This window comes from Singulisphaera acidiphila DSM 18658 (genome assembly GCF_000242455.2).
Classification (GTDB): Bacteria; Planctomycetota; Planctomycetia; order Isosphaerales; family Isosphaeraceae; genus Singulisphaera; species Singulisphaera acidiphila.
The window spans coordinates 4,703,958-4,728,989 of the sequence record NC_019892.1; the positions used below are offsets into that span (position 1 = coordinate 4,703,958).

General features: G+C 63.2%; 18 protein-coding genes and 3 rRNA genes. 14 read left to right on the forward strand and 7 right to left on the reverse strand.

Annotated features, from left to right (window positions below; translation table 11 throughout):
• Nucleotides 1–13: 13 nt before the first annotated feature.
• Nucleotides 14–988, forward strand: coding sequence for a quinone oxidoreductase family protein (locus SINAC_RS18470; protein WP_015247135.1), 975 nt, complete (start codon nucleotides 14–16; stop codon nucleotides 986–988).
• 343 nt (nucleotides 989–1,331) lie between these two features.
• Here SINAC_RS18470 and SINAC_RS18475 read toward each other — a convergent pair whose 3' ends face one another.
• The 6 genes from SINAC_RS18475 to SINAC_RS18500 all read right to left on the reverse strand — a co-directional run bounded on the left by SINAC_RS18475 (nucleotide 1,332) and on the right by SINAC_RS18500 (nucleotide 7,860).
• Nucleotides 1,332–3,020 carry a serine hydrolase gene (locus SINAC_RS18475; protein WP_015247136.1) on the reverse strand — a complete coding sequence of 563 codons (1,689 nt, stop codon included), beginning with the start codon at nucleotides 3,018–3,020 and terminating at the stop codon, nucleotides 1,332–1,334.
• Nucleotides 3,021–3,155: 135 nt separating this feature from the next.
• Nucleotides 3,156–3,977 carry a helix-turn-helix domain-containing protein gene (locus SINAC_RS18480; protein ID WP_015247137.1) on the reverse strand — a complete coding sequence of 274 codons (822 nt, stop codon included), beginning with the start codon at nucleotides 3,975–3,977 and terminating at the stop codon, nucleotides 3,156–3,158.
• A gap of 70 nt (nucleotides 3,978–4,047) precedes the next feature.
• Nucleotides 4,048–4,251, reverse strand: a complete 204-nt coding sequence (locus SINAC_RS18485; protein WP_020467298.1) for a hypothetical protein — start codon at nucleotides 4,249–4,251, stop codon at nucleotides 4,048–4,050.
• Entirely contained in the window at nucleotides 4,248–5,321 is a 1,074-nt protein-coding gene (locus tag SINAC_RS18490; RefSeq protein ID WP_015247138.1) for a DHH family phosphoesterase, read from the reverse strand. Before SINAC_RS18490 ends, SINAC_RS18485 begins: the two co-directional genes overlap by 4 nt.
• A gap of 151 nt (nucleotides 5,322–5,472) precedes the next feature.
• The gene (locus SINAC_RS18495; RefSeq protein WP_015247139.1) at nucleotides 5,473–6,078 is read right to left on the reverse strand and encodes a DUF4149 domain-containing protein; all 606 of its coding nucleotides are present in this window, start codon (nucleotides 6,076–6,078) and stop codon (nucleotides 5,473–5,475) included.
• A 297-nt stretch (nucleotides 6,079–6,375) separates the two neighbouring features.
• Nucleotides 6,376–7,860 carry a hypothetical protein gene (locus tag SINAC_RS18500; RefSeq protein ID WP_015247140.1) on the reverse strand — a complete coding sequence of 495 codons (1,485 nt, stop codon included), beginning with the start codon at nucleotides 7,858–7,860 and terminating at the stop codon, nucleotides 6,376–6,378.
• 115 nt (nucleotides 7,861–7,975) lie between these two features.
• On the opposite strand from SINAC_RS18500, the gene SINAC_RS18505 reads away from it, so the two are divergent.
• Together SINAC_RS18505 and SINAC_RS38010 are read left to right on the forward strand one after the other, a co-directional pair.
• Entirely contained in the window at nucleotides 7,976–8,263 is a 288-nt protein-coding gene (locus tag SINAC_RS18505) for a hypothetical protein (RefSeq protein ID WP_015247141.1), read from the forward strand.
• Between the two features lie 187 nt (nucleotides 8,264–8,450).
• Nucleotides 8,451–9,440 carry a TPM domain-containing protein gene (locus SINAC_RS38010; protein ID WP_015247142.1) on the forward strand — a complete coding sequence of 330 codons (990 nt, stop codon included), beginning with the start codon at nucleotides 8,451–8,453 and terminating at the stop codon, nucleotides 9,438–9,440.
• 256 nt (nucleotides 9,441–9,696) lie between these two features.
• On the opposite strand, the gene SINAC_RS18515 is transcribed toward SINAC_RS38010, so the two are convergent.
• Complete coding sequence (locus tag SINAC_RS18515) at nucleotides 9,697–10,350, reverse strand: 3-keto-disaccharide hydrolase (RefSeq protein WP_015247143.1); 654 nt, start codon at nucleotides 10,348–10,350, stop codon at nucleotides 9,697–9,699.
• A gap of 197 nt (nucleotides 10,351–10,547) precedes the next feature.
• Here SINAC_RS18515 and SINAC_RS18520 point away from each other — a divergent pair, with 197 nt between their 5' ends.
• From SINAC_RS18520 to hemC, 11 genes are all read left to right on the forward strand, one after another.
• Nucleotides 10,548–11,645, forward strand: a complete 1,098-nt coding sequence (locus tag SINAC_RS18520; RefSeq protein ID WP_015247144.1) for a M24 family metallopeptidase — start codon at nucleotides 10,548–10,550, stop codon at nucleotides 11,643–11,645.
• Between the two features lie 36 nt (nucleotides 11,646–11,681).
• On the forward strand, nucleotides 11,682–12,173 hold the full coding sequence (gene accB / locus SINAC_RS18525; protein ID WP_015247145.1) for an acetyl-CoA carboxylase biotin carboxyl carrier protein: 492 nt from the start codon (nucleotides 11,682–11,684) through the stop codon (nucleotides 12,171–12,173).
• A gap of 131 nt (nucleotides 12,174–12,304) precedes the next feature.
• Complete coding sequence (accC, locus tag SINAC_RS18530) at nucleotides 12,305–13,669, forward strand: acetyl-CoA carboxylase biotin carboxylase subunit (protein WP_015247146.1); 1,365 nt, start codon at nucleotides 12,305–12,307, stop codon at nucleotides 13,667–13,669.
• Between the two features lie 266 nt (nucleotides 13,670–13,935).
• Nucleotides 13,936–14,967, forward strand: coding sequence for a 6-phosphofructokinase (locus tag SINAC_RS18535; RefSeq protein ID WP_015247147.1), 1,032 nt, complete (start codon nucleotides 13,936–13,938; stop codon nucleotides 14,965–14,967).
• Nucleotides 14,968–15,503: 536 nt separating this feature from the next.
• A 16S ribosomal RNA gene (locus tag SINAC_RS18540) occupies nucleotides 15,504–17,017 on the forward strand.
• Between the two features lie 621 nt (nucleotides 17,018–17,638).
• A 23S ribosomal RNA gene (locus SINAC_RS18545) occupies nucleotides 17,639–20,440 on the forward strand.
• A 244-nt stretch (nucleotides 20,441–20,684) separates the two neighbouring features.
• Nucleotides 20,685–20,793, forward strand: a 5S ribosomal RNA gene (gene rrf / locus SINAC_RS18550).
• Together the 16S, 23S and 5S rRNA genes form the textbook arrangement of a ribosomal RNA operon.
• A gap of 483 nt (nucleotides 20,794–21,276) precedes the next feature.
• Entirely contained in the window at nucleotides 21,277–22,329 is a 1,053-nt protein-coding gene (gene rlmN / locus SINAC_RS18555; protein ID WP_015247148.1) for a 23S rRNA (adenine(2503)-C(2))-methyltransferase RlmN, read from the forward strand.
• Between the two features lie 167 nt (nucleotides 22,330–22,496).
• Nucleotides 22,497–23,126: an RNA polymerase sigma factor gene (locus SINAC_RS18560; RefSeq protein ID WP_015247149.1), complete on the forward strand. Its 630-nt coding sequence runs from the start codon at nucleotides 22,497–22,499 to the stop codon at nucleotides 23,124–23,126.
• 8 nt (nucleotides 23,127–23,134) lie between these two features.
• On the forward strand, nucleotides 23,135–23,890 hold the full coding sequence (locus SINAC_RS18565) for a ComF family protein (protein WP_020467303.1): 756 nt from the start codon (nucleotides 23,135–23,137) through the stop codon (nucleotides 23,888–23,890).
• Nucleotides 23,887–24,855, forward strand: a complete 969-nt coding sequence (gene hemC / locus SINAC_RS18570; RefSeq protein ID WP_015247151.1) for a hydroxymethylbilane synthase — start codon at nucleotides 23,887–23,889, stop codon at nucleotides 24,853–24,855. The genes SINAC_RS18565 and hemC overlap by 4 nt, the downstream gene beginning before the upstream one ends.
• Nucleotides 24,856–25,032: the final 177 nt, after the last annotated feature.

The window sequence follows — 25,032 nt, forward strand, 5'->3', positions numbered from 1 at the left end:
GGGAGTCGGGGATATGAGAGCGCTCTGTTTCGACAACACGGGCTCGCTGGACTGCCTGACGTTCGCCGAGGTGGAACGGCCAAAGCCTCAGCCCGGCGAGGTGCTCGTTCGGGTCCGGGCCGCTGCGATCAACCCCAGCGACGTGAAGAATGTCCTCGGCAAGATGGCGATGACGACCGTGCCTCGGACGCCGGGGCGGGACTTCGCCGGGATGGTGGAGGACGGGCCGCCCGAATGGGTCGGCCGTGAGGTCTTCGGCACCGGGGGAGACCTGGGCTTCCGTCGGGACGGCTCGCACGCCGAGTACCTGGTCGTGCCCGCCGAGGCTGTCCTGGTGCGGCCCGACGGCTTGGCCCCCGAGGCGGCGGCGGCGCTCGGGCTGGCCTACATGACCGCCTGGGCGGCGGTCATTGACGCCGCCGGGCTCCGGGAGGGCGAGACGGTCCTGATCACCGGTGTGACCGGGGCCGTCGGGGGGGCGGCGGCCCGGATTGCCCACTGGAAGGGAGCCAGGGTGCTCGGGACCGTCCGCAAGCCGGCCGACCGGGGCGCCGCCCTTGGCCTCCCGGTGGACCAGTACATCAACCTGGGGGACGGCTCCCTGCCCGAGTCGGTCCGCTCGGAGACGGCGGGCCGTGGTGTGGACGTGGTCCTCGATGTCGTCGGCGGGTCGCTGTTCGAGCCCTGTCTGCGGTGCCTGACCCACCGGGGACGGCACGTCGCCGTCGCCAGCACGGGCGACGGGCGAGTCGGCTTCGACCTCGTGGACTTCTACCGCCGGGAGGGGCGGATCTACGGCGTCGATACGCTCAAGCTGGGCTTCGCCGAGAGTGCGGCCGTGCTCCGGGGGCTGATGCCGGGCATCGAGCAGGGGAGCTTCCCGCCCCCGGACTTCGAGGTGGTGACGCTGGAGCAGGCGGTCGGGGCTTACGGGCGCATCAATGACGGCACGGTCCGCAAGAAGCCGGTGATCACCTTCCCGGCCTGAGGGCTGACCTGCGCGGCGACGGCGATGCGAGCCTGGCCCGCTTGACCGCTCGCGGCCCCCTGTCCAAGACGAATCGGCCCCCGGGAGAGCTTCCATGAGGGCTGGGGGCCGTTCGGGTGGCAGACTTGCGAAGTCGTTACCCTGATCGGTCACGTCGGCGGCCAGGATGATCTGAGACTCATTGGCCATCGCCTGCGCGTTGCCGCATTGGCCCCACCCCATTGTTCGCGGTCTTCATGATCCGCGACTCGGGATCGGGGCCGTGCGCCGCGTCCTACCCATCGACGTTCTTGGCGTTGTTCCGCCCTCGCTGCTCGCCGAGGTGCGGGGATGGGACAGATTCTCAGTCGTCCACGATGTCCATGTCCGTAAGCAAACCTCCTGCCGTCAGGTGAACCAAGAGGTATCGTGTGCATTTCGGTGTCGTGAACTTGTAGTAGAGGATATGAGCCACTTTCTCCCCATGCCGCTCGATTCCACGGTCGCCGATACTTTCCTGGGAGATGAAAGTGAGGCTCTGGAGCCCCGCCAACTCCGATCTGGCGCCACGGCCGAAATCCTTTTTCGCACCGGGGGTCAGATTCTCCACCTGCTCGACGGCTTGGCCGCCCTTCGCGAACGATTCCAACGCGGCGCGAACCCGGCCGGTCCGCTCCGGGTCGGGGTCGGCTTGCGGCTTCAGATCGTGAATGAGAGGACCGATGCGGGGTATCGTTTTCTTTCTCAGGTCGGATCTCCAGGTCAACCCGACCACTTCACCCTGCCTGCCTAGGTCGAAGGTCATCTCGATCGGCAAATCCTCCGAGAGGAACGTCGTTTCCGAAACCGGCGACCAGAACCCGCCGGCGAGTTTCGGGGACCGCTCCACCAGTCTTCCGTCTTCCAGGTTGATGGTGAGCATGAAATTGTTCGCGAACTCATAGCGGCCGGTATAAGCGGCGAGCCGAGCGGGGGCGATCTCCTCCGTGATCGGCTTGGGGAAATTGAGCGAAGGGATGAAATGCCGTGCCACCCCACAGCTGATGCGTCCTATCTCAGCGTCACAGTTCAGAAGCACGATGACCGTGACCTTGTCGTCCACGTAGCGGGCGAGGTTCGTCGTGGTTCCGGGCCGGCTCCCGTTCATCTCGATCAGCCGGTGCCCGCGCAGTTCATCCAGCCCCCACCCGAACCCGCTATTGATGGACTTGCCGTCCTTCAATGTTCCGCGCGACCACATCTTTTGCTTGGTGGCTTCGTTCAGGATCGCTTCCCCGTAGAGTGCCGCGTCCCACTTCGCCAGATCGAGGACGGTGGAGAGCATTCCGCCGTCGCCATTGTCCCAGAGGGTCGGATTGAGATAAGGGCTGTTCTGCCACCTGTCGCCCACCCAGGTGTATCCCGCGGCGCGATTGGGGATGACGTCGAGGCTGCTTCGACGCGTGGCGTCCATCCCCAGCGGTTTGAAGACGCGCTCCGTCAGGAAGACGTCGTAGGGCATCCCGCTCATCTTGTTCACGATCATGCCGAGCATGACATAGCCTGTGTTGCTATAAGAATACTTCTCTCCCGGTGCGAAGTTCAGTGGTTGGCCGATGACCAAGTCGACGATCTTCTTGGGTGTCATCTCCTCGAGGGATCTGGCGTTCAGCTCGTTGAGATAATCCTTGATGCCGCTGGTGTGGTTCAGCAGATGAGCGACGGAAATGCCTGCCCAGATGTCGGGCGTTCCTTCGATGAATTTTTGGATCGGATCGTCCAGGTTGAGCTTTCCGTCCTGCACGAGTATCAAGACCGCGGCCGCAGTGAACTGTTTCGTGACTGAAGCCAGCTGGTAGACCGTTTCCGGCGTGGCGGGGGTGTCCGTCTCGATGTCCGACAGGCCGTAGCCTTTTGCCTTGACGACCTTCCCGTCCACGACCACCGCGAGCGAGAGGCCGGGGATGTGCTGGCGCCGCATCTGGCTCTGAATGTAGTTGTCGACCGCGTCGGCACGGGCGAGGGCCGGCGTGGCCAACGCCAAGAGGAGGGAGACTCGAATCGCGCATCTCATCGCAAGTTACCACCCTTTTCCGGATGCAAGCGAGGCTTCTCAACGTGGCGCCCGGCGGGCGCGGCACTCTGACGACGATTCTAGGAACCCCACCACCAGTGGTCTTGTGTCGGCAGAACATCCGGTTGGATTCGCTTAGCGCGATCGCAGGCGTCGGCGATATTCGCCGGGGGTCATCCCATTGAAGTGCCGAAAGGTCTTCGTGAAGTGGCTCTGGTCCGAGAAGCCAGCCGCAAGGGCGATCTCGGCCAGTGGCGCGTCGGTCATGGCGAGCCTCTGGCAGGTGATCTCGATGCGCAATCGACGGAGGTATTCGCCCGGAGAACAGCCGAACTGGCGGCAGAATGTGCGGGCCAGGTGGACGGGATGGACGCCGACGGTCGCGGCGATCATCCCGAGAGGCAGGTTTTCCGCGAACCGGTCATGGAGCAGCTCGCGGGCCTGGTTCAGCCATCGCGGAGCCGTTCGCCCAGGGGCCGGGACTTCCCGCCGGGACGCCTCCGCCAGGACCTCCAGAGCCATCCCTTCCAGGGCCAGAAGCGAGGCGCCGTCTGGCCTGCAGTATTCCCGGTAGAGCCGCATGGCGAGCCAGGGTGCCATGCCGCCACGGAACTCGACTCGGTCGTCGAGAACGACCGAGTGTTCTCGGATGTTGTCGGCGCGTGTCTGGGAGATCTCGATGTGAAAGGCCCGGCCGCCAGCCCCGGGCCATCGATTGGCATGCGGCTCACCGGACGGATGGAACACCAGGGTGGACGGGCCGCAGGTGCTCGTCACGTGCCTGGCCGTTTCCTCGCACGCGCCCTCGATCACGAGGTAGAAAAACGCGTGGGCATGAGCGTGTGCCGGGATATCGAAGCCCGCAGGGTACGCCGATTCGGCGAACGTCAGTCCGGCGACCTCGACGCGACCTCGCGACTGCCCGAAGAAGGTCCCGGGTGGAAGTCTTGTGAGCATCGTTACCCCGACGTCGAATGGCCCATGTGGTACGGACAGCCGAGAGTCCCGGTTCAGCCAAAAGCGTGAATTATCGACGGCCCGGCTCGGTTTCGCTAGCCGGATCGGCCATGCTCTGCTTCTCAACCGCCGGCCAGCGGCCGATGGCGAATACGAGGCCCGCCGATCCTTCCTGCTCGAGTCGGCCATTTGAGGAGATGGTGGCCGTGTCGTTTTCGGGAGAACTTGGTGGTGGGGTGGCCCGGTGTTCCTGGGCGAGCGCGTTGAACTTCAAGGAGCCTGGATCACCGGGCTGGCCTCGAGCAGGCGACGGCCCTGCTGTTCGTCGATCCCAAGGCGAGTCAGCAGGCGGTGGCGGATCGTCTTGAGCATCGTGTCGATGGTTTCCGGCCGGGCGTCGGGCAGCAGGATCGCCCCCCCCGCGCGCTTGTCGTGCCCCCCCGCCGTGCCGAGGCCCTCGACCACTTCGCGGAGGACTTCCCCCGAATGTCCCCCCAGCAGGCTGACCCGGACCGACATCTTGAGCATTGACTCGAAGTGGCCGATCGCGATCGCCCAGTTCACCTGGTCGAACCTCACGAAGAAGTCGGCCAGCTCGGCGATGATGTCGGGCTGGGTGACTTCGCCGCACCAGCTCACGACCACGTCGCGGTAGAGGAAGGCGTTCGCCAGCGCGTGCTGGAAGGTCGCGAAGTGGCTTTGGGGAAGCTTCGGATTGCGGATCTTGGCGAGCAAGTCCTTGTCGGCGCGAGGGTAGAGCCAGACCAAGGCCCCGTCGTCGAGCGGCCCCGCCTCGCGGGGATAGCCCGCCACTTCCGACTCGATACCGTAGAGCAGGGCGGTCGCGATCCGTGGGGAGATGGTGACGTTCTGTTCGAGCAGGTAGCCCGTGACCATTGTGCTGGTCGCCCCCAGGTTGGGCCTGAGATCGCGGAAGAGTACGCCCGTGAGGACGCCCCCCGTCTCGTGGTGATCGATCACCACTTGCGGCATCGCGGCCTCGCTCGCGCGTCGGCCGGTGTGGGGTTGGGTGTCGACCATGATCACGGCCGTCCCGGCGTCGATCGTGACCTCGGAGACGCGCACCAAGGGGATCGGTACGCTCTCGGCCATCGTTCGGTTTTCGGCGCGGGCGATCATCCCGTCCACCGTCATGATGACCGGTTTGCCCGGCTGGGCGTGCTGGATCAGGGCCCGGAGTCCGAGCATGCTTGCCAGCGCATCGGGGTCGGGATTGACGTGCGACACTACGACGACCTTCGAGAAGGGGGCGAGCGTCTTCAGCAATCGTTCCGAGCGATATTGTCGCGCCAGGGTGGCTCCCGAGTCCGTTTCGGCCGTCATTGCGGTCGCACCCTCGATTGGGCAGTCGCATCTATCGGCGGCGGGCAGAACGGCCAGATTCGCCAACCGTTTTAGGATCAAGAGTCCAAGTTTACGACAAGCAGCGCTGCTACCGCCAGACCGACTCGGCAACGCAGCGCCTCGCTCATGCTCACCGCGGCCCACGTTCCGAGGTGGGCTGCGGCCGAGGCGCCGGGGTTGTTCGACTCGCTTCTTCGCGGATTCGCATCTGCTTGTACTCCGAGCGGGCTCGCTCCAGCGGCGTGGGCTCGACGATGCCGGCCGTCCTGGGCTCAGGACGATTGACCAAGGCGATCAGGAGGATAATCCCGACCGCGAGCACAACGACGTTGAGCCACACCGAGCGCCGGTGCAGGCGGTCGAACAACGCTTGCCCCGTGGGGCCGGCGTCGCGCGCGGCGTTGATCGCCGGGGTCAAGGAGTTGGCCGCGTAGAGCATGATGAGCGTTCCGGCCACGATCATCAGCGCCTGCAAGGCGACGATCGGACCGCGGAACTCCTGGAAGCTCAGGGGGACGCCCAGGTAAGCAGGGAGAGCGATCGCCCCGGCGATCGCGCCCCAGGTGTAGTATCGCGGGAAAAGGGCTCGGACGAACTTGGCCCCCGCCTCGGGGCTGAGGACCTGAAAGACAAGGGGAGCGACGCCGAAGGAGAAGAAGAGGTTGCTTCCCACCCAGGCCGTCAACGCGAGCACATACACCGAGTCGAAAAAGGCCAGGAGAAATCGCGCGTTCACGGCAGCGCCTTCACTTCAGAAAAAAAGAAGAGGCTGGGCAGCAAGCAAAAGTTCGAGGCGCACGGCCCGGTCGAGGTGTCATCGACCCTGATCTTGCGTCAGAGCATAAGAGATCAGGGCAGGCCCGACCACCCCCTCGGCACCGACCGGGCTCGTTGGAGATCGGGCCCCGTCCATTCCAAAGGCAGGCTCCTCCCCGCACACCAAACAAAAAAAGGCCGAACGGCCCGGGAATGGGGCCGTTCGGCATGAGCGTTGAACTTCCAAAAGGATCAGGGACGTCGAGCGTTACTGCATTCAGGGAGCGTAACGATTCATCAAGGCCTTTTCGAGAAGGGCCGGGTCCAGCTTGACCGGCTGTTTGGGCGTTGCCGAGGCGGCTTTGGCGGTCGCCGCGGCTGGCGGAACCGCCGGGGGCGTTGCCGAGGCCGAGGGAACGGAACCGGCGGGCAATTCCGGGTTCAGGGATGCGCCCGTCACAGGGTCGAACAGCGGTGCACCCGTCGCAGGGTCGAATTTCGGTGCGCCCGGGGGAACGGCCCTGGCCTGCGGGGCGGACTCGAGTTTGGGCCGGGCGCCCGAGACGGCAAACGGGCTGGGGAACTGGCCACCCGGGTTCACGTCCGGATGGGTTTTCTGGTACTCGATGGCCTCGAGTTGCTCAGCAGTGAACGCAGGCGGTGGGACTCCGATTGAGACCGAAGGGTCGAAACGGCCAGCCGTCGGCGAGGCGGGAGTCGGAGTCAGCGGCGGCAACGGCATTTGGCCACTGCGGCCGGCCGCGAAGACTTCGCCTTCCGAGGGGGCGGGCGTCCCAATCCGCGAGGGCTGAGCGGCGATGTTCGTGGGTGCGGGGTTGACTCGAAGGCTGTTCACCCAGGTCGAGAGGGTCCGATACTCCTGGTCGCTTGCCCCTCGGAAGATCGGCCGGGCATTGGCACCGTTGCCGTGAGCCCGAAGCGTGGTCGAGAGGAATTCGCTCTTGGCCGGATTTTCCATGTCGATCAGAGCGAGCACCGCGTCAAGGTTGGCGCTGCGGGCCTCCCTCGTTCGGTCGGCCTTGGTCTTGTACCGAATCAACTGGAAGGTTCCGGCGAACTGTTCGTTGTGGCACTTGGAACAGCGGTTCTGAAGAATGGGATCAATATGTCGGGAAAATTCGTCGGCTCGCTTGACTCCTAGCGCCTTTGGCAGGCCGGGAATCGGGGGCAGGGCCGAGATCTCAAGCCCGCGCTGGGCACGACCGGCCAGGGCCGAATCGAACTCCTCGGGACGGTTGTTGGCCAGGGTGAACGCCGGGTCGCGATGCGCCTCGCGTTCTTCGGCCCCTCCGATCTTTTCGAGCATGCTCAGGGCTTGCGCATGCGCGGGGCTTAGTTTCACGACCTCCTTCAACTGGGCCGTGGCCTCGGGCTTCATTTTCTGGTTCAAGCACCAAAGCGCCAGCTTCATGTGCTCGTCCGGGTCGCGGGCGGGAAGCCGTTCGAGCAAGTACTCGTAGACTTCCCGGACGGAACCGGCACGCTTCTCTACATCCCGCTTGGGGTATGAGAGCGTGCCGAACTTCGTATGGACGACATAATCCGTGCCGTTCTCGGAGATGGTTCCTTCGCAGAGACGGCCATTGGTTAATAGGAGCACCGCGTGAGACGGGGTCGGTGCCACGGACGCTTTAGGGCCCGACGGAGCAGGGGGGGTCGGGTCAGCAACGCCCAGAGGCGCGAACCCGAACAGGCCGAGCACGGTCAGGCCGGCAGTGAGAAGGGGGTTTTTGGGTGACATGGTGGCGGGACGATAGCCCTGGCCCTAGAATTCGTCAAGGCGAACCAACCAGCCCTAATTCGACGTATCATTGAAGTGAAGTAGAATCCCGACCGGCGCGGAGAACTCGATCGCGATGGAAGGCCTCGACGGTTCGGAACGACTTACGCAGTGGGTTGGCCAGGTCATCGTCATTGATCTGAGCTCGACTTACGTCTGCCTCGGCCGCTTCGTCGGCTTCGATCGCGAGTTCCTGGAACTCGTCGATGCCGACCTCCATGACTTTCGCGACAGCCCGGCCACCCGCGAGGTCTATGTCTACGACTCAGTGCGACTCGGCATCCGCCGCAATCGCTCCCGCGTCCTCCTTCGCCTCGCTGACGTCGTCGCCATCACGCGCTTCGACGACATCCTGGAATCGTGAAGGCGGGATTTCGCTTGGTCGGCATGAGGCGTGCGGATTCCCGCTATAATTGAGTGCGCGGGGCGAATAGATCAGTGTGAACTCGGCGGATCGGCCTTCGCTCGGCTGGATCCCACTTTAAAAAAATGCGATCGGCCGTGCCTGAGATTCACCGAGACTCGTTTTTTTGCTCGAGGTCACGACAACCATGTTGAAAACACGTTGGTTACTAGCCCTGCCGCTGCTGCTGGCCACGTCGATCACCTCGGCTCAGGCCGCGTCGGTCCGCGACAGCGCCGGGATGTTCTCCCCCGAGGCTGTCCTCCAGGCTCAAGCCAAGCTGGATCGGATCGAACGGGAGTCCAGAATCCCGGTCCTGATCGAGACCGTCGAATCTCTGCCTGGAGCCGCAAACCTGAAGCCGCCGGAAAAGCGCAGCCTGATCAACGACGAGGCGACACGCCGCGCCCGCAATAGCGGTCAGGGGGTCTATCTCCTGATCTCGAAGGACGATCATCTGATCTCCAACGTCCTGACACGCAAGCAGCTTACGAGCCGGCTTCCGTTGAACGTGAGACAGAACATTCACAAGGCGATTGCCTCCGAATTCCAGCGGGGGGATTTCGACGCAGGCCTGAATCAAGGCGTCGATGCCATCGGACGGGCACTCGCGGGCGGCCCCCTGGCCGGCGCGGTTCCGGGGCCCGGCGGCATGGCCGGTCGGCCTCGAGGGGGAACGTCTGGGGTCGGAACCTTGCTCATGATCGGCTTCGGGATCGTCGCGATCATGTTCGTACTTCGTCTCCTGGGCGGTCTGCTCGGCGGTGGCCAGCAGCAAGGTTACGGCCAAGGCCAGATGGGACGACCAGGCCAGATGGGCGGCCCGGGCTGGGGAGGCCAAGGTTACGGTCCTCAGAGGGGCGGCGGTTTCATGTCGAGTCTGTTCGGAGGAATTGGGGGCGCGATGGCCGGCAACTGGCTGTACGACCAATTCTCGGGTCGACACCACGGCAGCACCCGGGATAGCTCGTCCTACGGCGGGTCGACCGGATACGATCCGGGCGGTGATGAAATCGTCGGCGGCAATGATGATGTCGGCGGTGGTGGAGCCGACTGGGGGGGCGGTGGCGGCGACTGGGGCGGCGGCGGTGGTGACTGGGGCGGTGGTGGTGATAGCGGCGGCGGTGGTGACTGGTAAGTGACCAACGCGATCGTTCACTGACACCGACCTTTTGAATCGGAAACGACCGCGACGGCCTGCAAGCCGTCGCGGTCGTTCTTTTTTTTCTCGGCGAATCTGGAGTCGTCGGCCCCCTCGTGTGATCCGATATCTTTGTGTGAGGCGGGCACGGCTTGGCGTCGAAACCTGTACTCTGACAAGGAGATAGGGGGTGGTAGACCGTGCTTGTCCTACGGGGGAATCAGTCTTGGAGGGAAGGACTGATGCCGTTCGGTTAATTCAGGTCTTGGATCTTGACGTTCTTGTACCAGCAATCTTTGCCGTGATCCTGGAAGCCGAAATAGCCCGACCGGGGGAAATCCTTGATCGCCGCTTTGAACTTGTGCTTCGATCCGTCGGGACGCTTGCCGGGCTCAGCGAACTGGTCCACGTCGATCTTCGAGACCGGCTCGCCGTTCAGGGCGACCTCGATGATCGGTCCCTTGGCGGTGATGGTCATGTGGTTCCATTCCCCGAGCGGCTTCTGGGCGTTGACCCGAGGGGCGACCAGGTCGTAGACCGCTCCCGTGTCGTGGATGCCGGTCCCCTTGGTGTCGTCGATTGCGATCTCGAGGCCGGTGAAGACCGGATCTTTGAGGTCACCGACGCGGATGAAGACGCCCGAGTTGCACCCTGCGGTTAGCTTGTAGTCGAACTCGAGTACGAAGTCGCCGTGAGGTTGGTCGTGGACGACGATGTAGCCCCCCGAGTGGTGCGGGTTGAGCCCGTCGGCCTGGACGTTGGCCTGGGCCAGCGGCTTCTGGTCGTTGTTCGTGATCCAGCCGGCGCCGCTGGTCCCGTCGAAGATCGTCTTGAACCCAGCGGCTGCTCCGAGGGCCCCGGCGGCCAGGGCGAGCCCGAGCAAGCCCGCCATTGTTTTGCTGCGCATCGATTTTCCCTCTCAAACAAGACGAAGACGATTCGAGAACTCATGGTCCTCGGTCTTTGAAACGCGAGCACGCGACCACCTTACCACTCCCCGTTCGTCGTTTCACCAGGTCCACGCCCTTGTCTGCGCCGGCCGTCTCTGGTAGCAAAGGGGCACGACATCGAACGCTTCTCTCGTCGAAGGTCAACGCCAGGATCATGGATCGAACGCCGCATCGTCGTGAAAAGTTGCTCAAGGCCTTCAAGGCCGACCAGATCGACGCCCTGCTCATTAGCTCGCCGACCAACGTCCGCTACCTCACCGGATTCACCGGCGATGACTCGACGCTCCTGCTGACCCGCGACCGTGCGCTCGTCATCTCCGACGGCCGCTACACGACCCAACTCAAGCAGGAGTGTCCCAGCCTGGAACTCCACATCCGGCCGGTCGGTCAGATGATGACCGGCGCGATCGCCGAGATGATTGGCAAACACGAGGTGCATCGGCTCGGCTTCGAGCCCTCGGCGCTCTCCGTCGCCGAGTTCGAGAGCCTGAAGCAGCAGGCCCCGTCGACCTTGGAGTTCGTCCCGGTCAAGAACAGGGTCGAGGACCTCCGGGTTCTCAAGGACAAGGAGGAGGTCGCCGAGATCCGCGAGGCCATCGGCATGGCCGAACGCGCCTTCGCGATGCTCCGCGCGGGCCTTCGCGGTCAGGACAGCGAGAAGGACACGGCCGACGCGCTGGAGAATTACTTGCGGCGCTGTGGCGCCTCGTCGGCAAGCTTTCCGCCGATCGTCGCCGTTGGTGAACGCTCGGCCCTTCCGCACGCTCGACCGACTGCGGAAAAGCGGATCGATCAGGCCGATTTCGTGCTCGTCGACTGGGGCGCGACGGCCTCACCCTATAAAAGTGACTTGACGAGGGTGCTGGTCACCGGTAAGGTCACCTCCAAGTTTGAGAAAGTCTATCGGACCGTCCTGGCGGCGCAAGAGCGCGGGATCGCCGCGATTCGCCCGGGGGTCAAGGCCCGAGATGTCGACGCCGAAGCCCGCTCCGTCATCGAGGACGCCGGTTTCGGCCGTTTTTTTACCCATGGCCTGGGGCATGGCCTGGGCATGGACATTCACGAGGCCCCTGCGCTCCGCAAGGAATCCGGCGTCACGCTCCAACCCGGCATGGTGATCACCGTCGAGCCTGGCATCTACTTGCCCGGCTGGGGCGGCATCCGGATCGAAGACGACGTGCTGGTGACCCCCGACGGCTGCGAGGTCTTGACCCACGTACCTAAGTCGCTCGACACGGTCCGTGTCTCGTGAGCCCAGCCCGAAGAGTGCCGCTTGCGGAGTGTCAGAATGCCGGAGAAGCCGACGGAACCGACTCCCCCCTTCGACGTCCATGTCATCCACCAGCTCGTCCGACTGATGAAGCGGTACGACCTGATGGCCATTGACCTGGTCGAAGGCCCCACGAAGATTCGCCTGCGGAGGCGGAACGAGACACCGGCCCCGGCTCCGGCCGTGCCCGGTTTGTATGCGGCCCCACCCCCCCCGGTCGCCGCACCGGCTCGGATCGACTCCATCCCGACGGCGCCCCCCGTGTCGGATGATGCCGTCATCAAGAGCCCGATGGTGGGCACCTATTACGCCTCCAGCTCCCCCGATGCGCCGCCGTTCGTCACCGTCGGGGCCACGATTCGCCCTGATAGCACCGTCTGTGTCATTGAGGCCATGAAGGTCTTCACTGACATCCCGGCGGGCCTCAGCGGCAAGATAACCGAAGTGCTGGTCAAGAACGGCCAGTCGGTCGAGTTCGGTCAGCCCATGTTCCGAGTCCAACCAGCCTAAGAGCGTTTCTCCTTTTTTTCATTGGTTCGCGGCCGGAAGCCTTGTCTCTCTTCTTCTCTCTCTGATTGGGGGCGAGGGCGGGCTTCCTGGACCAACGTGAGACGCCCTTCGAATACGGGACGCACTTCCGAATGTTTCAGCGAATCCTGGTGGCCAACCGTGGCGAGATCGCGCTGCGGATCATTCGCGCCTGCAAGGAACTGGGGGTCCAGGTCGTTGCCGTCTACTCGGAGGCGGACCGCAACGCCCCCTACTTGAAGCTGGCCGACCGCGCGATCTGCATCGGCAAAGCTCCGAGCGCCGACAGCTACCTGAATATTCCCCGCCTGATCGCCGCCGCCGAGGTGGCCGACGTCCAGGCGATCCACCCTGGCTACGGCTTCTTGAGCGAGAATCCGCACTTTGCCGAGATCTGCCGGAGTTGTAACTTCGAGTTCATCGGACCGCCCCACGAGTCGATCCGCAAGATGGGCCTGAAGACCGAGGCGAAGACCGTTGCCGCCGCTGCGCAGGTCGCCTGCGTGCCCGGCTCCGACGGCCCTATCTCCAGCAACGCGGAGGCGCTCACCCTGGCTCGCTCGATCGGCTATCCCGTGCTGATCAAGGCCGCGGCAGGGGGGGGCGGCAAGGGGATGCGGGTCTGCCGCGATGAGGAGAGCCTGATCCCGGCCCTCCAGGGGGCCCGCAACGAGGCCGAGGCCGCTTTCAAGAACTCGAGCGTCTACCTCGAGAAGTTCATCGATCGGCCCCGCCACGTCGAGGTCCAGATCCTCGCCGACACCCATGGCAACATCGTCCACTGCTGGGATCGTGACTGCTCGCTTCAGCGCCGCCATCAGAAGCTCGTCGAAGAAGCGCCGGCGTCGCTCCCCCTCGAAGTGCGCATCAAGTTGGGGGAAGCCGCCGTCCGGCTCGCCAAGGCGGCCGGGTACGTCAACGCCGGCACCTGCGAATTCCTCGTCGACGCCGACAATAATTTCTACTTCATCGAAGTCAACGCGCGGATCCAGGTCGAGCACCCGGTCACCGAAATGGTCACCGGCATCGACCTGGTCAAGCAACAGATTCTGATCGCCTCGGGTGAACCGCTCCCGTTCACGCAGGAGCAGATCGTCACTCGCGGCCACGCGATGGAAGTCCGGATCAACTCCGAAGACCCCGACCACGACTTCCGCCCTTCGCCCGGCAAGATCACCATGCTGAACGTTCCGGGCGGACCCGGCGTGCGCTGGGACTCGCACGTGGAAGTGGGCTACTCGGTCCCGCCCAACTATGACTCGCTGGTGGGTAAGCTCATCGTTCACGCCCCGAGCCGCCTTGAGGCCATCGCCACCATGCGGCGAGCGCTCGACGAACTGGTGATCGAGGGGATCCAGACCACCATTCCTCTGCATCGCCGGATCTTCCGGAACCGCGACTTTATCGAGGGTCGGGTCGACACCACCTGGGTCGAACGGGTCCTGATGCCCGAGAAGGGGCGGCCGAGTTCAAGCTGATCCCTCCGCGCCCGATTCGGGTCTGTGGTGAAATCGACTAGAATATCCTGCTGATCCTGTGGTAATTTCGGGGGGCATTCTCGCGCATGGGATGCCCCCGGAGACCCCACGCAGAGTGGCCCGCTGCTAAACTTGCGACACGTGTTACGAACGTGCCGGTTCCATGCGGGCGTCTGAAAACGCGCAGGATGACTCTGCAAATCAAGGATCAACGCGTTTCCAACGCCCAATCGTGGCCGGCTCCAAGAACGAGCTAGGAACGATTCATGAAAGTCGGTTTACTGACGGGCGGCGGAGACTGCCCCGGTCTCAACGCGGTGATCCGCGCCGTCGTCCAGCGCGTCACGAACGAAGGGGGCACCTGCGTCGGCCTCCTCGAGGGCTGGCGCGGACTCGTCCAGAAGTTGACCCTCGACCTTGATACCAACCTGACCGACGGGATCATCGCCAAGGGGGGCACGATCCTCGGCTCGTCGCGGACCAATCCCTTCAAGAACCCCGAGAGCGACCTCCCCGCGCTCCGCGCGAACTTCAAGGAGCTTGGCCTCGACGCCTTGGTCGCGATCGGCGGCGACGATACCCTTGGGGTCGCCCATCGGCTTCACAAGGAATTCAACCTGCCGACCATCGGCGTGCCGAAGACGATCGACAATGACCTGATGGTCACCGATTTCACCTTCGGTTTTGACACCGCCGTCAATATCGTGACCGAATGTGTCGACCGGCTTCGGACCACCACCGAGAGCCATCGCCGGATCCAGGTCGTCGAGACGATGGGCCGGCACGCCGGGTGGATCGCCTGCTTCTCGGGAATCGCCGTCGCAGCCGACTATATCCTCGTTCCCGAAGTGCCGATCGACATGCCGCACGTCATCGACGTGCTTAAGCGTCGCCGGGCCGGTGGCAAGCATTACGGCATCGTCGTCGTCTCCGAAGGGGCCAAATTCCCCGACAAGGGGATCGTCACCCTCGAAGCCGAAAGCGACGCCTTCGGCCACGCCCGCCTCGGGGGCGTCGGCAACGTGGTGGCCGACCAGATCGAGAAGCAGACCGGGTTTGAGACCCGCTGCGTCGTCCTCGGACACCTCCAGCGCGGCGGTCCCCCGAGCGCCTACGACCGCGTCCTCGCGACCCGGTTCGGCCTGGCTGCCGGCAACCTCGTGCTTCAGAAGCGGTTCGGGACCATGGTCGCTCTCTCGGGCACCAAGATCATCGAAACCACCCTGGCAGACGGTGTCGCCGCCACCAAGACCCTTGACCTCTCGTACTACAACGAGGCGGCCGCCTTCTTCCGTTGAGCCGACCGTAGCCACTTGCCGGGCTCTTCACGCAGCGACCCGCGAATTTTCGAGGGAGTCGCTGCGAAATCTTCGGGAAGTTATTGACTCTGGTCCGGATCCTGGTATTATCTCCCTTGTCGCCTGTGTCACCACGGGTGACGACGCAACGGCCGGCTGACCTGGCGACGGGAAACCGACGACCAAGACAGCGGGCCGTGATGTTGTCGGTAGAGTCGGCCGGCGTGACACGCCCCCAGGGCAAGTCACTCCGGCCAATCGCTTCGATAGCACGTTCGTTCTTTGACAATCCAGTCGATCGTGGTTCTTGTGGTTGAAGAGAACCTTTGAGGGAAGCCGGCGTGGAGCCGTTTGAGTCGTCTCGACCCCGTTTGGTTGGAGGTCGAATCGCGACGGAGACGGATCCAACAGCCAACAGCACGAGGGAGCAGGGGCGTGCCCCGGTGAACTCGAGCTGCGACCAGTTAGCAAATTCCTCAACCCTTTTGAAGGTGAGGACCGGCTCTCATTGCTCTTCGGAGTAAGAGAGACGACCAATCTCGAAGGGTTTGATCCTGGCTCAGAATGAACGTTGGCGGCGTGGATTAGGCATGCAAGTCGAACGGGCCGCAAGGCCAGTGGCGCAAGGGTGAGTAAGGCGACGGTAACCAACCCCAGGATTGGGTATAGCCGCGGGAAACCGCGGGTAATCCCCAGCGACGCAACGACACCGGCATCGGTGTTTTGCCAAAGCTTCGGCGTCGTGGGACGGGCTGTCGTGGTATTAGCTTGTTGGCGGGGTAATGGCCCACCAAGGCTGTGATGCCTACCGGGCGTGCGAGCGTGGCCCGGCACACTGGGACTGAGACACTGCCCAGACTCCTACGGGAGGCTGCAGTCGAGAATCTTCGGCAATGGGCGCAAGCCTGACCGAGCGACGCCGCGTGGAGGATGAAGGCCTTCGGGTTGTAAACTCCTGTCGAGGGGGAAAAAGGGCTGAAAAGCCTTGATTGATCCCTGGAGGAAGCACGGGCTAAGTTCGTGCCAGCAGCCGCGGTAAGACGAACCGTGCGAACGTTATTCGGAATCATTGGGCTTAAAGCGCGTGTAGGCGGATTCGTGCGTCTGTCGCTGAAATCCCCCGGCTCAACCGGGGAACGGGCGTGGATACGACGAGTCTGGAGGGGCATAGGGGGACCTGGAACTTCCGGTGGAGCGGTGAAATGCGTTGAGATCGGAAGGAACGCCCGTGGCGAAAGCGAGGTCCTGGATGCCTACTGACGCTGAGACGCGAAAGCCAGGGGAGCGAACGGGATTAGATACCCCGGTAGTCCTGGCCGTAAACGATGGGTACTGGATAGGGGGCTCGCCGATGGGCTCCCTGTCGTAGGGAAACCGTGAAGTACCCCGCCTGGGGAGTATGGTCGCAAGGCTGAAACTCAAAGGAATTGACGGGGGCTCACACAAGCGGTGGAGTATGTGGCTTAATTCGAGGCTACGCGCAAAACCTTATCCCAGGCTTGACATGCACGGATTAGCCGGCGGAAACGTCGGTGAGGCCGCAAGGAACAACGTGCACAGGTGCTGCATGGCTGTCGTCAGCTCGTGCCGTGAGGTGTTGGGTTAAGTCCCCTAACGAGCGAAACCCCTGTGTCTAGTTGCCAGCGGGTCGTGCCGGGAACTCTAGACAGACCGCCGGCGTTAAGCCGGAGGAAGGCGGGGATGACGTCAAGTCCTCATGGCCCTTATGCTTGGGGCTGCACACGTACTACAATGGGGCGGACAGAGCGTTGCTAGGCTGCAAAGTCATGCTAATCGCAAAAACCGTTCCTCAGTTCGGATTGCGGGCTGCAACCCGCCCGCATGAAGCTGGAATCGCTAGTAATCGCGGATCAGCATGCCGCGGTGAATGTGTTCCTGAGCCTTGTACACACCGCCCGTCAAGCCACCAAAGCGGGGGGCATCCGAAGTCGCCGGAGCCGCAAGGCAGGCGCCGAAGATGAAACCCGTGATGGGGACTAAGTCGTAACAAGGTAACCGTAGGGGAACCTGCGGTTGGATCACCTCCTTTCTAAGGATTTTCTTAGAAAATCTCGGCTCTGAGAATCGAGGGACGTGGCTTCGGTCACCGTCGCGATTCGAGAAGAGCCGCATCGGCACCGTCTCCTTGATCAGATGGTTTTACGCCGGCTTCCCACGAAGGTTTTCTCACCACGAACACGATCGACCAATGAGGGGACCCCTCACTCGAGGGGTCCTTTCTGTTTCTGTTCTTCCGTTTGCTTTGCACTGCTGGGTGCGGGGTGCGACCGTACGCGGTCTCACCCCCTGGCCAGCGGCCAGTGCGGATTCCGAGCATGGCTCTTCAAGGCTTCGGCCTTGCGGGGTTGTAATGGGAATTCGGTTGCTCTTTCACAATCCGGTGGTTAGGTCACGCAAGTGAGAACCGCAAACAAGTGGTCGTGGCAGACCAAGTAGAAGAATCTCTCCACAATACAGTGGAACCCTTACGGATGCGTGAGTGTCGATCGCTGCGACAGCGACCGGCCTCACAATGGGGATCGTTACCCAAGTGAGAGTGAGCCTGCGTCGCGAGACGCTGGGCACTCGATCGAAGACAGATCGGGGACTGACCCCTCGCAGATTCGGCTGTCGAGCTTCCTTCGGGAAACCGCGGCGTCCGGATCGGCGTGGTCAAGCTCCTAAGGGCACGGGGGGGATGCCTAGGCGTCATCAGAGAGACAGGCGTGGAAGGCTGCGATATGTCCGGGGGAGTTGCCCAACGAACGTCGATCCCGGAATGCCTGTAGAGACCCGGGGAACTGAAACATCTCAGTACCCGGAGGAAAGGAAATCAACCGAGACTCCCTCAGTAGCGGCGAGCGAACGGGGATCAGCCTAAACCGCGTGGGACACCACGCGGGGTCGTGGGGCCGATAACATGGGATGAGTGAGCGTCAGCCGAAGCCTCCTGGAACGGAGCGCCAGAGCGGGTGATAGCCCCGTAGGCGACGATGCAATCTCCCCTCTTCGGTACCCGAGTAGGGTCGGGCACGTGAAACCCGGCCTGAATCGGCGGGGACCATCCCGCAAGGCTAAGCACTCGATGACGACCGATAGCGAACCCAGTAGGGCGACCGAACGGTGGGAAGAACCCCGATAAGGGGAGGAGACTGAACCTGAAACCCCGTGCCTACAAGCGGTGGGAGCGCGATGCCTTCGGGCCGCGTGACCGCGTGCCTTTTGCATAATGATCCGGCGAGTTACTGTATCCGGCCCCAGGTTAACCCCTTCAGGGGGGGAGCCGTAGCGAAAGCGAGTCTTCATCGGGCGCCATAGTCGGGTGCAGTAGACGCGAAACCAGGTGAACTACCCATGGGCAGGTTGAAGCGACCCTAACCGGTCGTGGAGGACCGAACCCACCAGTGTTGAAAAACTGGGGGAGGACCCGTGGGGAGGAGTGAAAGTCTTATCAAACCTGGAGATAGCTCGTTCTCTCCGAAATGGCTTTAGGGCCAGCCTCGGGACATATCGTGCGGGGGTAGAGCGACGGAATTCGGTAGGGGGGCTTCCCGCCTACCCTCCGAAACCCAACTCCGAATACCGCACGACGGACCCCGGGAGTCAGAACGTGGGGGATAAGCTTCACGTTCAAAAGGGAAACAACCCAGACCGCCGACCAAGGCCCCCAAATCGACGCTCAGTGGCAAAGGAAGTGGGATCGCGGTGACAGCCGGGATGTTGGCTTAGAAGCAGCCATCATTTCAAAAGTGCGTAACAGCTTACCGGTCGAGCCATCCCGCGCCGAAAATGACGGGGACTAAGCGTCGTGCCGCAGTCGCGGATCAGCAATGATGGTAGGAGAGCGTCGCCCACCGCAACGAAGCTGGATGGAAACGACCAGTGGAGCGTGGGCGAGTGCGAATGCCGGAACGAGTAACGACAAGACAGGTGGGAAGCCTGTCCGCCGAAAGCACAAGGTTTCCTGGGGAAGGTCAATCCGCCCAGGGTCAGTCGGGACCTAAGGCGAGGCCCAAGGGCGTAGCCGATGGACAGACGGTTAATATTCCGCCACCCGATGGTAAGGTTGAACGACGGAGGACGCCGGTTCCAGTCAGGTCGGGGTGTTAGATGACCCCGTGCCGCAAGGCCGACAGCATTCGATCTGGAAGCCTGATGACGAGCCGGCCACGAAAAGCCCCGTCGGGACGAACCATCCGGCCCGTACCGCAATCCGACACAGGTGTGCTAGGCGAGTATCCGAAGGCGTTCGGGAGAACCCTCGTGAAGGAACTCGGCAAAATGACCCCGTACCTTCGGTACAAGGGGTGCTCTCCGTAAGGAGAGCCGCAGAGAATCGGCTCTAGCGACTGTTTATCAAAAACACAGGACTCTGCCAACTCGCAAGAGGACGTATAGAGTCTGACGCCTGCTCGGTGTCGGTAGGTTAAGGGAGCCGATGAGGCGTAAGCTGAAGTTGGCGACCGAAGCCCCGATAAACGGCGGCCGTAACTATGACGGTCCTAAGGTAGCGAAGTTCCTTGTCGGGTAAGTTCCGACCTGCATGAATGGCGTAACGACTGGAGCACTGTCTCCACGAGGGACCCGGTGAAACTGTAGCCGTGGTGAAGATGCCACGTACCCGCGGTCAGACGGAAAGACCCCGTGAACCTTTACTGCAGGTTGGCACTGGGTCAGCGTCCTTTCTGTGTAGGATAGGTGGGAGGCCGTGATCCGGCGGCGCCAGCCGTCGGGGAGCCACTGGTGAAATACCACCCTGAAATGACTCTGATCCTCACCGGTCCGTAGCCCGGACCGGGACCGTGCTCATCGGGCAGTTTGACTGGGGCGGTCTCCTCCCAAAGAGTAACGGAGGAGTGCAATGGTACCCTCGGCCAGGTCGGCAATCTGGCAACAAGAGCGCAAACGTAGAAGGGTGCCTGACTGCGAGACCCATCAGTCGAGCAGGGACGAAAGTCGGCGTTAGTGATCCGGCGGTGCTGGATGGAAAGGCCGTCGCTCAACAGATAAAAGGTACTCCGGGGATAACAGGCTGATCTCCCCCGAGCGTCCATAGCGGCGGGGAGGTTTGGCACCTCGATGTCGGCTCATCGCATCCTGGGGCTGGAGAAGGTCCCAAGGGTTTGGCTGTTCGCCAATGAAAGCGGTACGCGAGCTGGGTTCAGACCGTCGTGAGACAGGTCGGTCCCTATCTGCCGTGGGCGTAGGAAACTTGCGAAGGGTCTCCCCTAGTACGAGAGGATTGGGGAGGACCGACCTCTGGTGTACCGGCTGTCCCGCTCGGGGCACCGCCGGGTAGCTAGGTCGGGAAAGGATAAGCGCTGAAGGCATCTAAGCGCGAAGCCCTCTTCAAGACGAGGTTTCCAGCACGCAAGTGCGAAGGCTCCTGGAAGACGACCAGGTCGATAGGCCGGGAGTGCACGGCGAGTGATCGCCGCAGCCGACCGGTCCTAACAGCCGATCGCTTGACCACCCCGATCCGTCCGCCGGTTCCTGTGATGGAACTTGATGGACAGGAATCTGGGTTGCATCATTCACCGATCGTATTCGATCGATCACACGGCGACGTATTCCCATCCAATAACGGGGACCACGCGTCGTGAAGAGACTCGAAGTCGGTTGGTCATGCCCATGAAACCGCGGTTTGAGCTTGCGTGACGACCACTGTGAGAGTAAGCACACGGAACCGGCGGGTTTGATCGCCCGCCGGTTGCTTTTCCGGCGAACATACTGACGGGGTCCCACCCGTTCCCATTCCGAACACGGCCGTTAAGCCCGTCAGGCCCATGATAGTGCCTTTGGCGCGAAAGTCGGTGATCGCCGGAATCCTTTTCAAGACGCCCCGATCCTTCTTCATCGAAGGGTCGGGGCGTTTTTCGTTGCGCGGTCGCTTCGCCCCGGGAACGGCGCTCGCCCCAATGGACGCAACTATTAAAGCTCTCTGCCTTGTCTCAGAGTCTGTCCCAGAAGGGGAATCCCCCCGGAGTGTTTTGCGGATCTTCCGGGTGCCCTGCGGTTCCGTACTCGGACCCCATGGGGGAATGCCTTGGCCTGGGGCGCACGGGGTCCGAGTACGGAACCCGTGGCACCCAACGTCCTTCATTTTCCGGTGAAGCTGGACCTTCCGGCTGGGCCGGCCGGAATTGAAGATTTGGTGGAGGCACCATTTCGACTTTCGACTTTGATAGACTTGTCTCTGATGCTCGACGTATTATGGATTGGGAACGAGCGTCTCGAGCTTCGCAAGGATCGATCGTCGATCTTTCGGAGGAGTACCTTCTTCTTGATATCAGAAGCGCGCGGCCGACGATGAAACGAGCGTTATTGGAAGTTCCCCCTCCCGAGCTAGCGGAGTGGATGGTCGACCGGGGTTTCCCCGGCTTCCATGCCCGGCAGGTTTTGCGCTGGGTCTTTCAGCGTCGCGTCGAGCAGTTTGCACTCATGTCGGATCTTCCAAAAGCGTTGCGCGAGCAGCTCGACGCGGAGTGGCAGGTCTTTGCGACCGAGGTGGCCTATCATCACGTCTCGCCCGACGGGACGGATAAGCTGCTTCTCGGCTGTGCGGACGGCCGGCGGATCGAGTGCGTCTTGATGGCGGAAGGCGAGCGCCGGACGGTCTGCATCAGCACGCAGGTCGGGTGCGGGATGGGTTGCGTTTTTTGCGCCAGCGGCCTCAAAGGGGTCGAGCGAAACTTGACCCGAGGCGAGATGGTGGAGCAGGTCGTTCGGCTCCGGAACCTCTTGCCGGCCGAGGAAACGATCACCAACCTGGTGGTCATGGGAATGGGCGAAAGCCTGGCGAATCTCGACAACCTGCTCGCGGCCCTCGATCGGATCTGCTCTTCCGAAGGGCTCGGCCTGGGGCAGCGGCGCGTGACCATCTCGACGGTGGGGCTCCCCGAAAAGATGATGGTTCTGGCGGGGCTGGGCCGGCAATACCACCTGGCCGTTTCGTTGCACGCGCCCACGGAAGCGTTGCGAAACGAGCTGGTGCCGATCAATGAAAAAGTCGGGCTCGGTGCCGTGATCGACGCGGCTGACGCCTACTTCCGGAATAGCGGCCGGCAAGTCACGTTTGAATATGTCATGTTGCGTGGGATCAACGATCGGGTCGAAGATGCGCGGGCGCTGGCCGACCTGCTCGAGGCCCGCAAGGCGCACGTCAACCTGATCCCTTACAATCCCGTGGCGACCTTGCCCTATGAGCGGCCCTTCCCTTCAACCATCCAGAAGTTCGTGTCTATTGTCCGGGGGCGCGGGGTCAGCGTCAGTGTTCGGAAGACCAAGGGACGCGAAATCGACGCGGCGTGTGGCCAGCTTCGACGAAGGTTCGAAGATCGTCCGACAGTGGCAATTTCCTGATCGGATTGGAACGCTCTCCTCTGGTACGATGGGCTGAGTCGATCGCGACCGAGAGAGAAGGGCGTCTGGCGATCCGTCTGTCTGGTGCCATTCGACCGGGTAGCCGGCTGAATGGCACGCGGCGAGAACGAAGCGTAGACGACCGAGGCCGAGGGAGGAACGGGGTTGTGAGCACTGATACCCTCGAGCAGCAGTTGGAGGCTCGTGATCCCGACGTCCGACTGATGTTGCAGGTACGCGACGACGTTCAGGGGGCCTTCGAGGTATTGGTCGAACGCTACCAGCACCGGCTGGTCGGGATCATGGTCCACGTGATCGGCCGCGCTGAGGAGGCGGAGGACCTGACTCAGGAAGTCTTTCTACGGGTCTATCGCGCCCGCAAAGGGTATCGGCCGCGGGCGAAGTTCTCGACCTGGCTGTTCACGATCGCTAACAACCTGGCCTTGAACCATCTCCGAGAAAAAGGCCGCAATCCTTCGGCCGGGGCCGGAAACGCCGGCCTGGGATCGCAGGAGAACCGGCCCATCGTCGACCGCGTCCCAGGACGCGATGGGACCGCCTCGGCCCAGTTGCGCAAGGTCGAACTCTCGGACGTCGTTCGCGAAGCGCTCGACGGGCTAGGGGAGGACCAGAAAGTGGCGGTCCTGCTCAACAAGTTCGAGGAGTTGAGCTACGCCGAGATCGCCGAGGTGATGGGGCGGTCCGAGGCCGCCGTCAAGTCGCTCCTGGCGCGGGCCCGAAATCAATTGCGGGAGCGGCTCGAACCCTACCTGAGAACTGGCCAGCGGGGGCCTTGACGATACTCGTGTTCGCCACGCGGCAGCTTCAATGCTGGATGGCTGAGGGGTGCCGGGCGCTGGAAGCCCTGGTCTTCCCCTGGGTCTGCCCGATCTGCGAACAGCCAGGGGTCGATTCCCCGTTCTGCGAGTCGTGCCGGAACGATCTCGTGAACGCCTCGGGCTTGGTCTGTGAGCGGTGCGCCATGCCGTTGGGCCCCTGGTCGAACCAGGTTGGGGGCTGCTTCGAGTGCCGTGGACGGCCCCTCGGGTTCGACGCAGCCATTGCCTTGGGCCCTTACGAGGGGACGATCCGCGACCTCTGTCTTCGCCTGAAGCGAGAGTCCAACGCCTGGCTCGCCCCTTGGCTCGCCAAGGTGCTGGTCGATGCCCGTGCCGAGGTCCGGCAAGTGCCCGCGGATTCGTGGGTCGTGCCGATCCCTTTGCATTGGAGGCGGCAGTGGCAGAGGGGATATAACCAGGCCGATGCGCTGGCCCGCGGGATCTCGAAACGGCTCTCGCTCCGCCTGGCCCACCCGTTGCGCCGGGTTCGCTCGACCCCTCACCTGGCCAGCGCCGGTCGGAGCGAGCGGGCCAAGGTGATGCGGGAGGTCTTCGAGGTGCGGCGTCGCCAGGCCCTGGGGGGTCGAACCGTACTCCTGGTCGATGATATCCTGACGACAGGCGCTACCTGCGGCGCCGCGGCGCGTGCGTTGAAGCGCGCCGGGGCCGCGCGCGTCGTGGTCCTGGTGATCGGTCGAGCGGAAGGGATCCCTTTGAAATGACGGCGATTGACGCTACGAGTGTGGACGCTCGGCCGGGGCCGGGCACAATCCGAATCGGGACCCGTGGGAGTCAGCTCGCCCGCTGGCAATCGGAGTGGGTGTCCGCCCGGCTCCGTGAACTCCATCCCGGCTTGCGGGTCGAGCTCGTCGAGATCAAGACGCAAGGCGATCGCGACCGCAACTCCCCCTTGGCCGCGATCGGTGGAATCGGCCTCTTCACCAAGGAGATTCAGCGTGCCTTGCTCGACTCGACCGTCGAGGTCGCGGTCCACAGCCTCAAGGATCTACCGACGCAGGGATCCGAGGAGCTGATCCTGGGGGCGGTCCCGGTGCGCGAGGACGCGGCCGATGCCTTGATCGCCCCGGTCCATCGGACCCTGGAAGCTTTGCCGCCTGGGGCCACGATCGGGACCGGCTCGCTCCGCCGCCGCGCCCAACTCCTCCATGCCCGGCCCGACTTGCAGGTCGTCGGCATTCGAGGCAACGTCGAGACCCGCCTGAACCAGGCCTTGAGTGGCACGCTCGACGGCGTGGTCCTGGCCGAGGCTGGCCTGCGCCGGCTCGGTCTTGCCGGGCATGTCACGCAACGACTTGGCCCTCCCTTGTTCCTGCCGGCGGTGGGGCAGGGGGCGCTCGGCATCGAATGCCGTGCCTTGGATGCGTCGACCCGGGCGCTGCTCGCCCCCCTGGACGATCCCGGCACCCGCCGCGCCGTCATCGCCGAACGCCGGACCTTGGCCGAGCTCGAAGGAGGCTGCATGATCCCCCTGGCCGCCTGGGGGCGCGACACCGACGACGGCCTGATGGCCCTCGACGTCGCCGTCTTCGACCCCGACGGCCTCGAGCGTCTTTTCGTCTCCGCCACCGGTCCTCGCGACAACCCCGATAGCCTGGGCCGTCAGGTCGCCGAGCAGCTTCGCGCCCAAGGGGCCGACCGGCTCCTCCAACGCGGATCACATCCATGAAGTTATTTGTGTGAAAATGCTTGTGCTTTGTGGCCCGGAGGGGCGACCGTCAAGATCCAGCCCTCGGTTCTTGACGGTCGCCCCTTTGTTGCTTGTAGTTGAAGATATTTGAAGTTGTTTTTCTGTGGGAGCTTCCTCCCTGGCTCTTGACGGTCGCTCCTCCAGGGTTGCGACAAC

What these genes read in the sequence shown, in the direction of transcription:
- SINAC_RS18470 (WP_015247135.1), top strand. Translation starts at nt 14, where the DNA reads ATGAGAGCGCTCTGTTTCGACAACACGGGCTCGCTGGACTGCCTGACG.
- accC (WP_015247146.1), top strand. Translation starts at nt 12,305, where the DNA reads ATGTTTCAGCGAATCCTGGTGGCCAACCGTGGCGAGATCGCGCTGCGG.
- hemC (WP_015247151.1), top strand. Translation starts at nt 23,887, where the DNA reads ATGACGGCGATTGACGCTACGAGTGTGGACGCTCGGCCGGGGCCGGGC.
- SINAC_RS18480 (WP_015247137.1), bottom strand. Translation starts at nt 3,977, where the DNA reads ATGCTCACAAGACTTCCACCCGGGACCTTCTTCGGGCAGTCGCGAGGT.
- SINAC_RS18535 (WP_015247147.1), top strand. Translation starts at nt 13,936, where the DNA reads ATGAAAGTCGGTTTACTGACGGGCGGCGGAGACTGCCCCGGTCTCAAC.
- SINAC_RS18520 (WP_015247144.1), top strand. Translation starts at nt 10,548, where the DNA reads ATGGATCGAACGCCGCATCGTCGTGAAAAGTTGCTCAAGGCCTTCAAG.
- SINAC_RS18505 (WP_015247141.1), top strand. Translation starts at nt 7,976, where the DNA reads ATGGAAGGCCTCGACGGTTCGGAACGACTTACGCAGTGGGTTGGCCAG.
- SINAC_RS18515 (WP_015247143.1), bottom strand. Translation starts at nt 10,350, where the DNA reads ATGCGCAGCAAAACAATGGCGGGCTTGCTCGGGCTCGCCCTGGCCGCC.
- SINAC_RS18500 (WP_015247140.1), bottom strand. Translation starts at nt 7,860, where the DNA reads ATGTCACCCAAAAACCCCCTTCTCACTGCCGGCCTGACCGTGCTCGGC.
- accB (WP_015247145.1), top strand. Translation starts at nt 11,682, where the DNA reads ATGCCGGAGAAGCCGACGGAACCGACTCCCCCCTTCGACGTCCATGTC.
- SINAC_RS38010 (WP_015247142.1), top strand. Translation starts at nt 8,451, where the DNA reads ATGTTGAAAACACGTTGGTTACTAGCCCTGCCGCTGCTGCTGGCCACG.
- rlmN (WP_015247148.1), top strand. Translation starts at nt 21,277, where the DNA reads ATGAAACGAGCGTTATTGGAAGTTCCCCCTCCCGAGCTAGCGGAGTGG.
- SINAC_RS18490 (WP_015247138.1), bottom strand. Translation starts at nt 5,321, where the DNA reads ATGACGGCCGAAACGGACTCGGGAGCCACCCTGGCGCGACAATATCGC.
- SINAC_RS18475 (WP_015247136.1), bottom strand. Translation starts at nt 3,020, where the DNA reads ATGAGATGCGCGATTCGAGTCTCCCTCCTCTTGGCGTTGGCCACGCCG.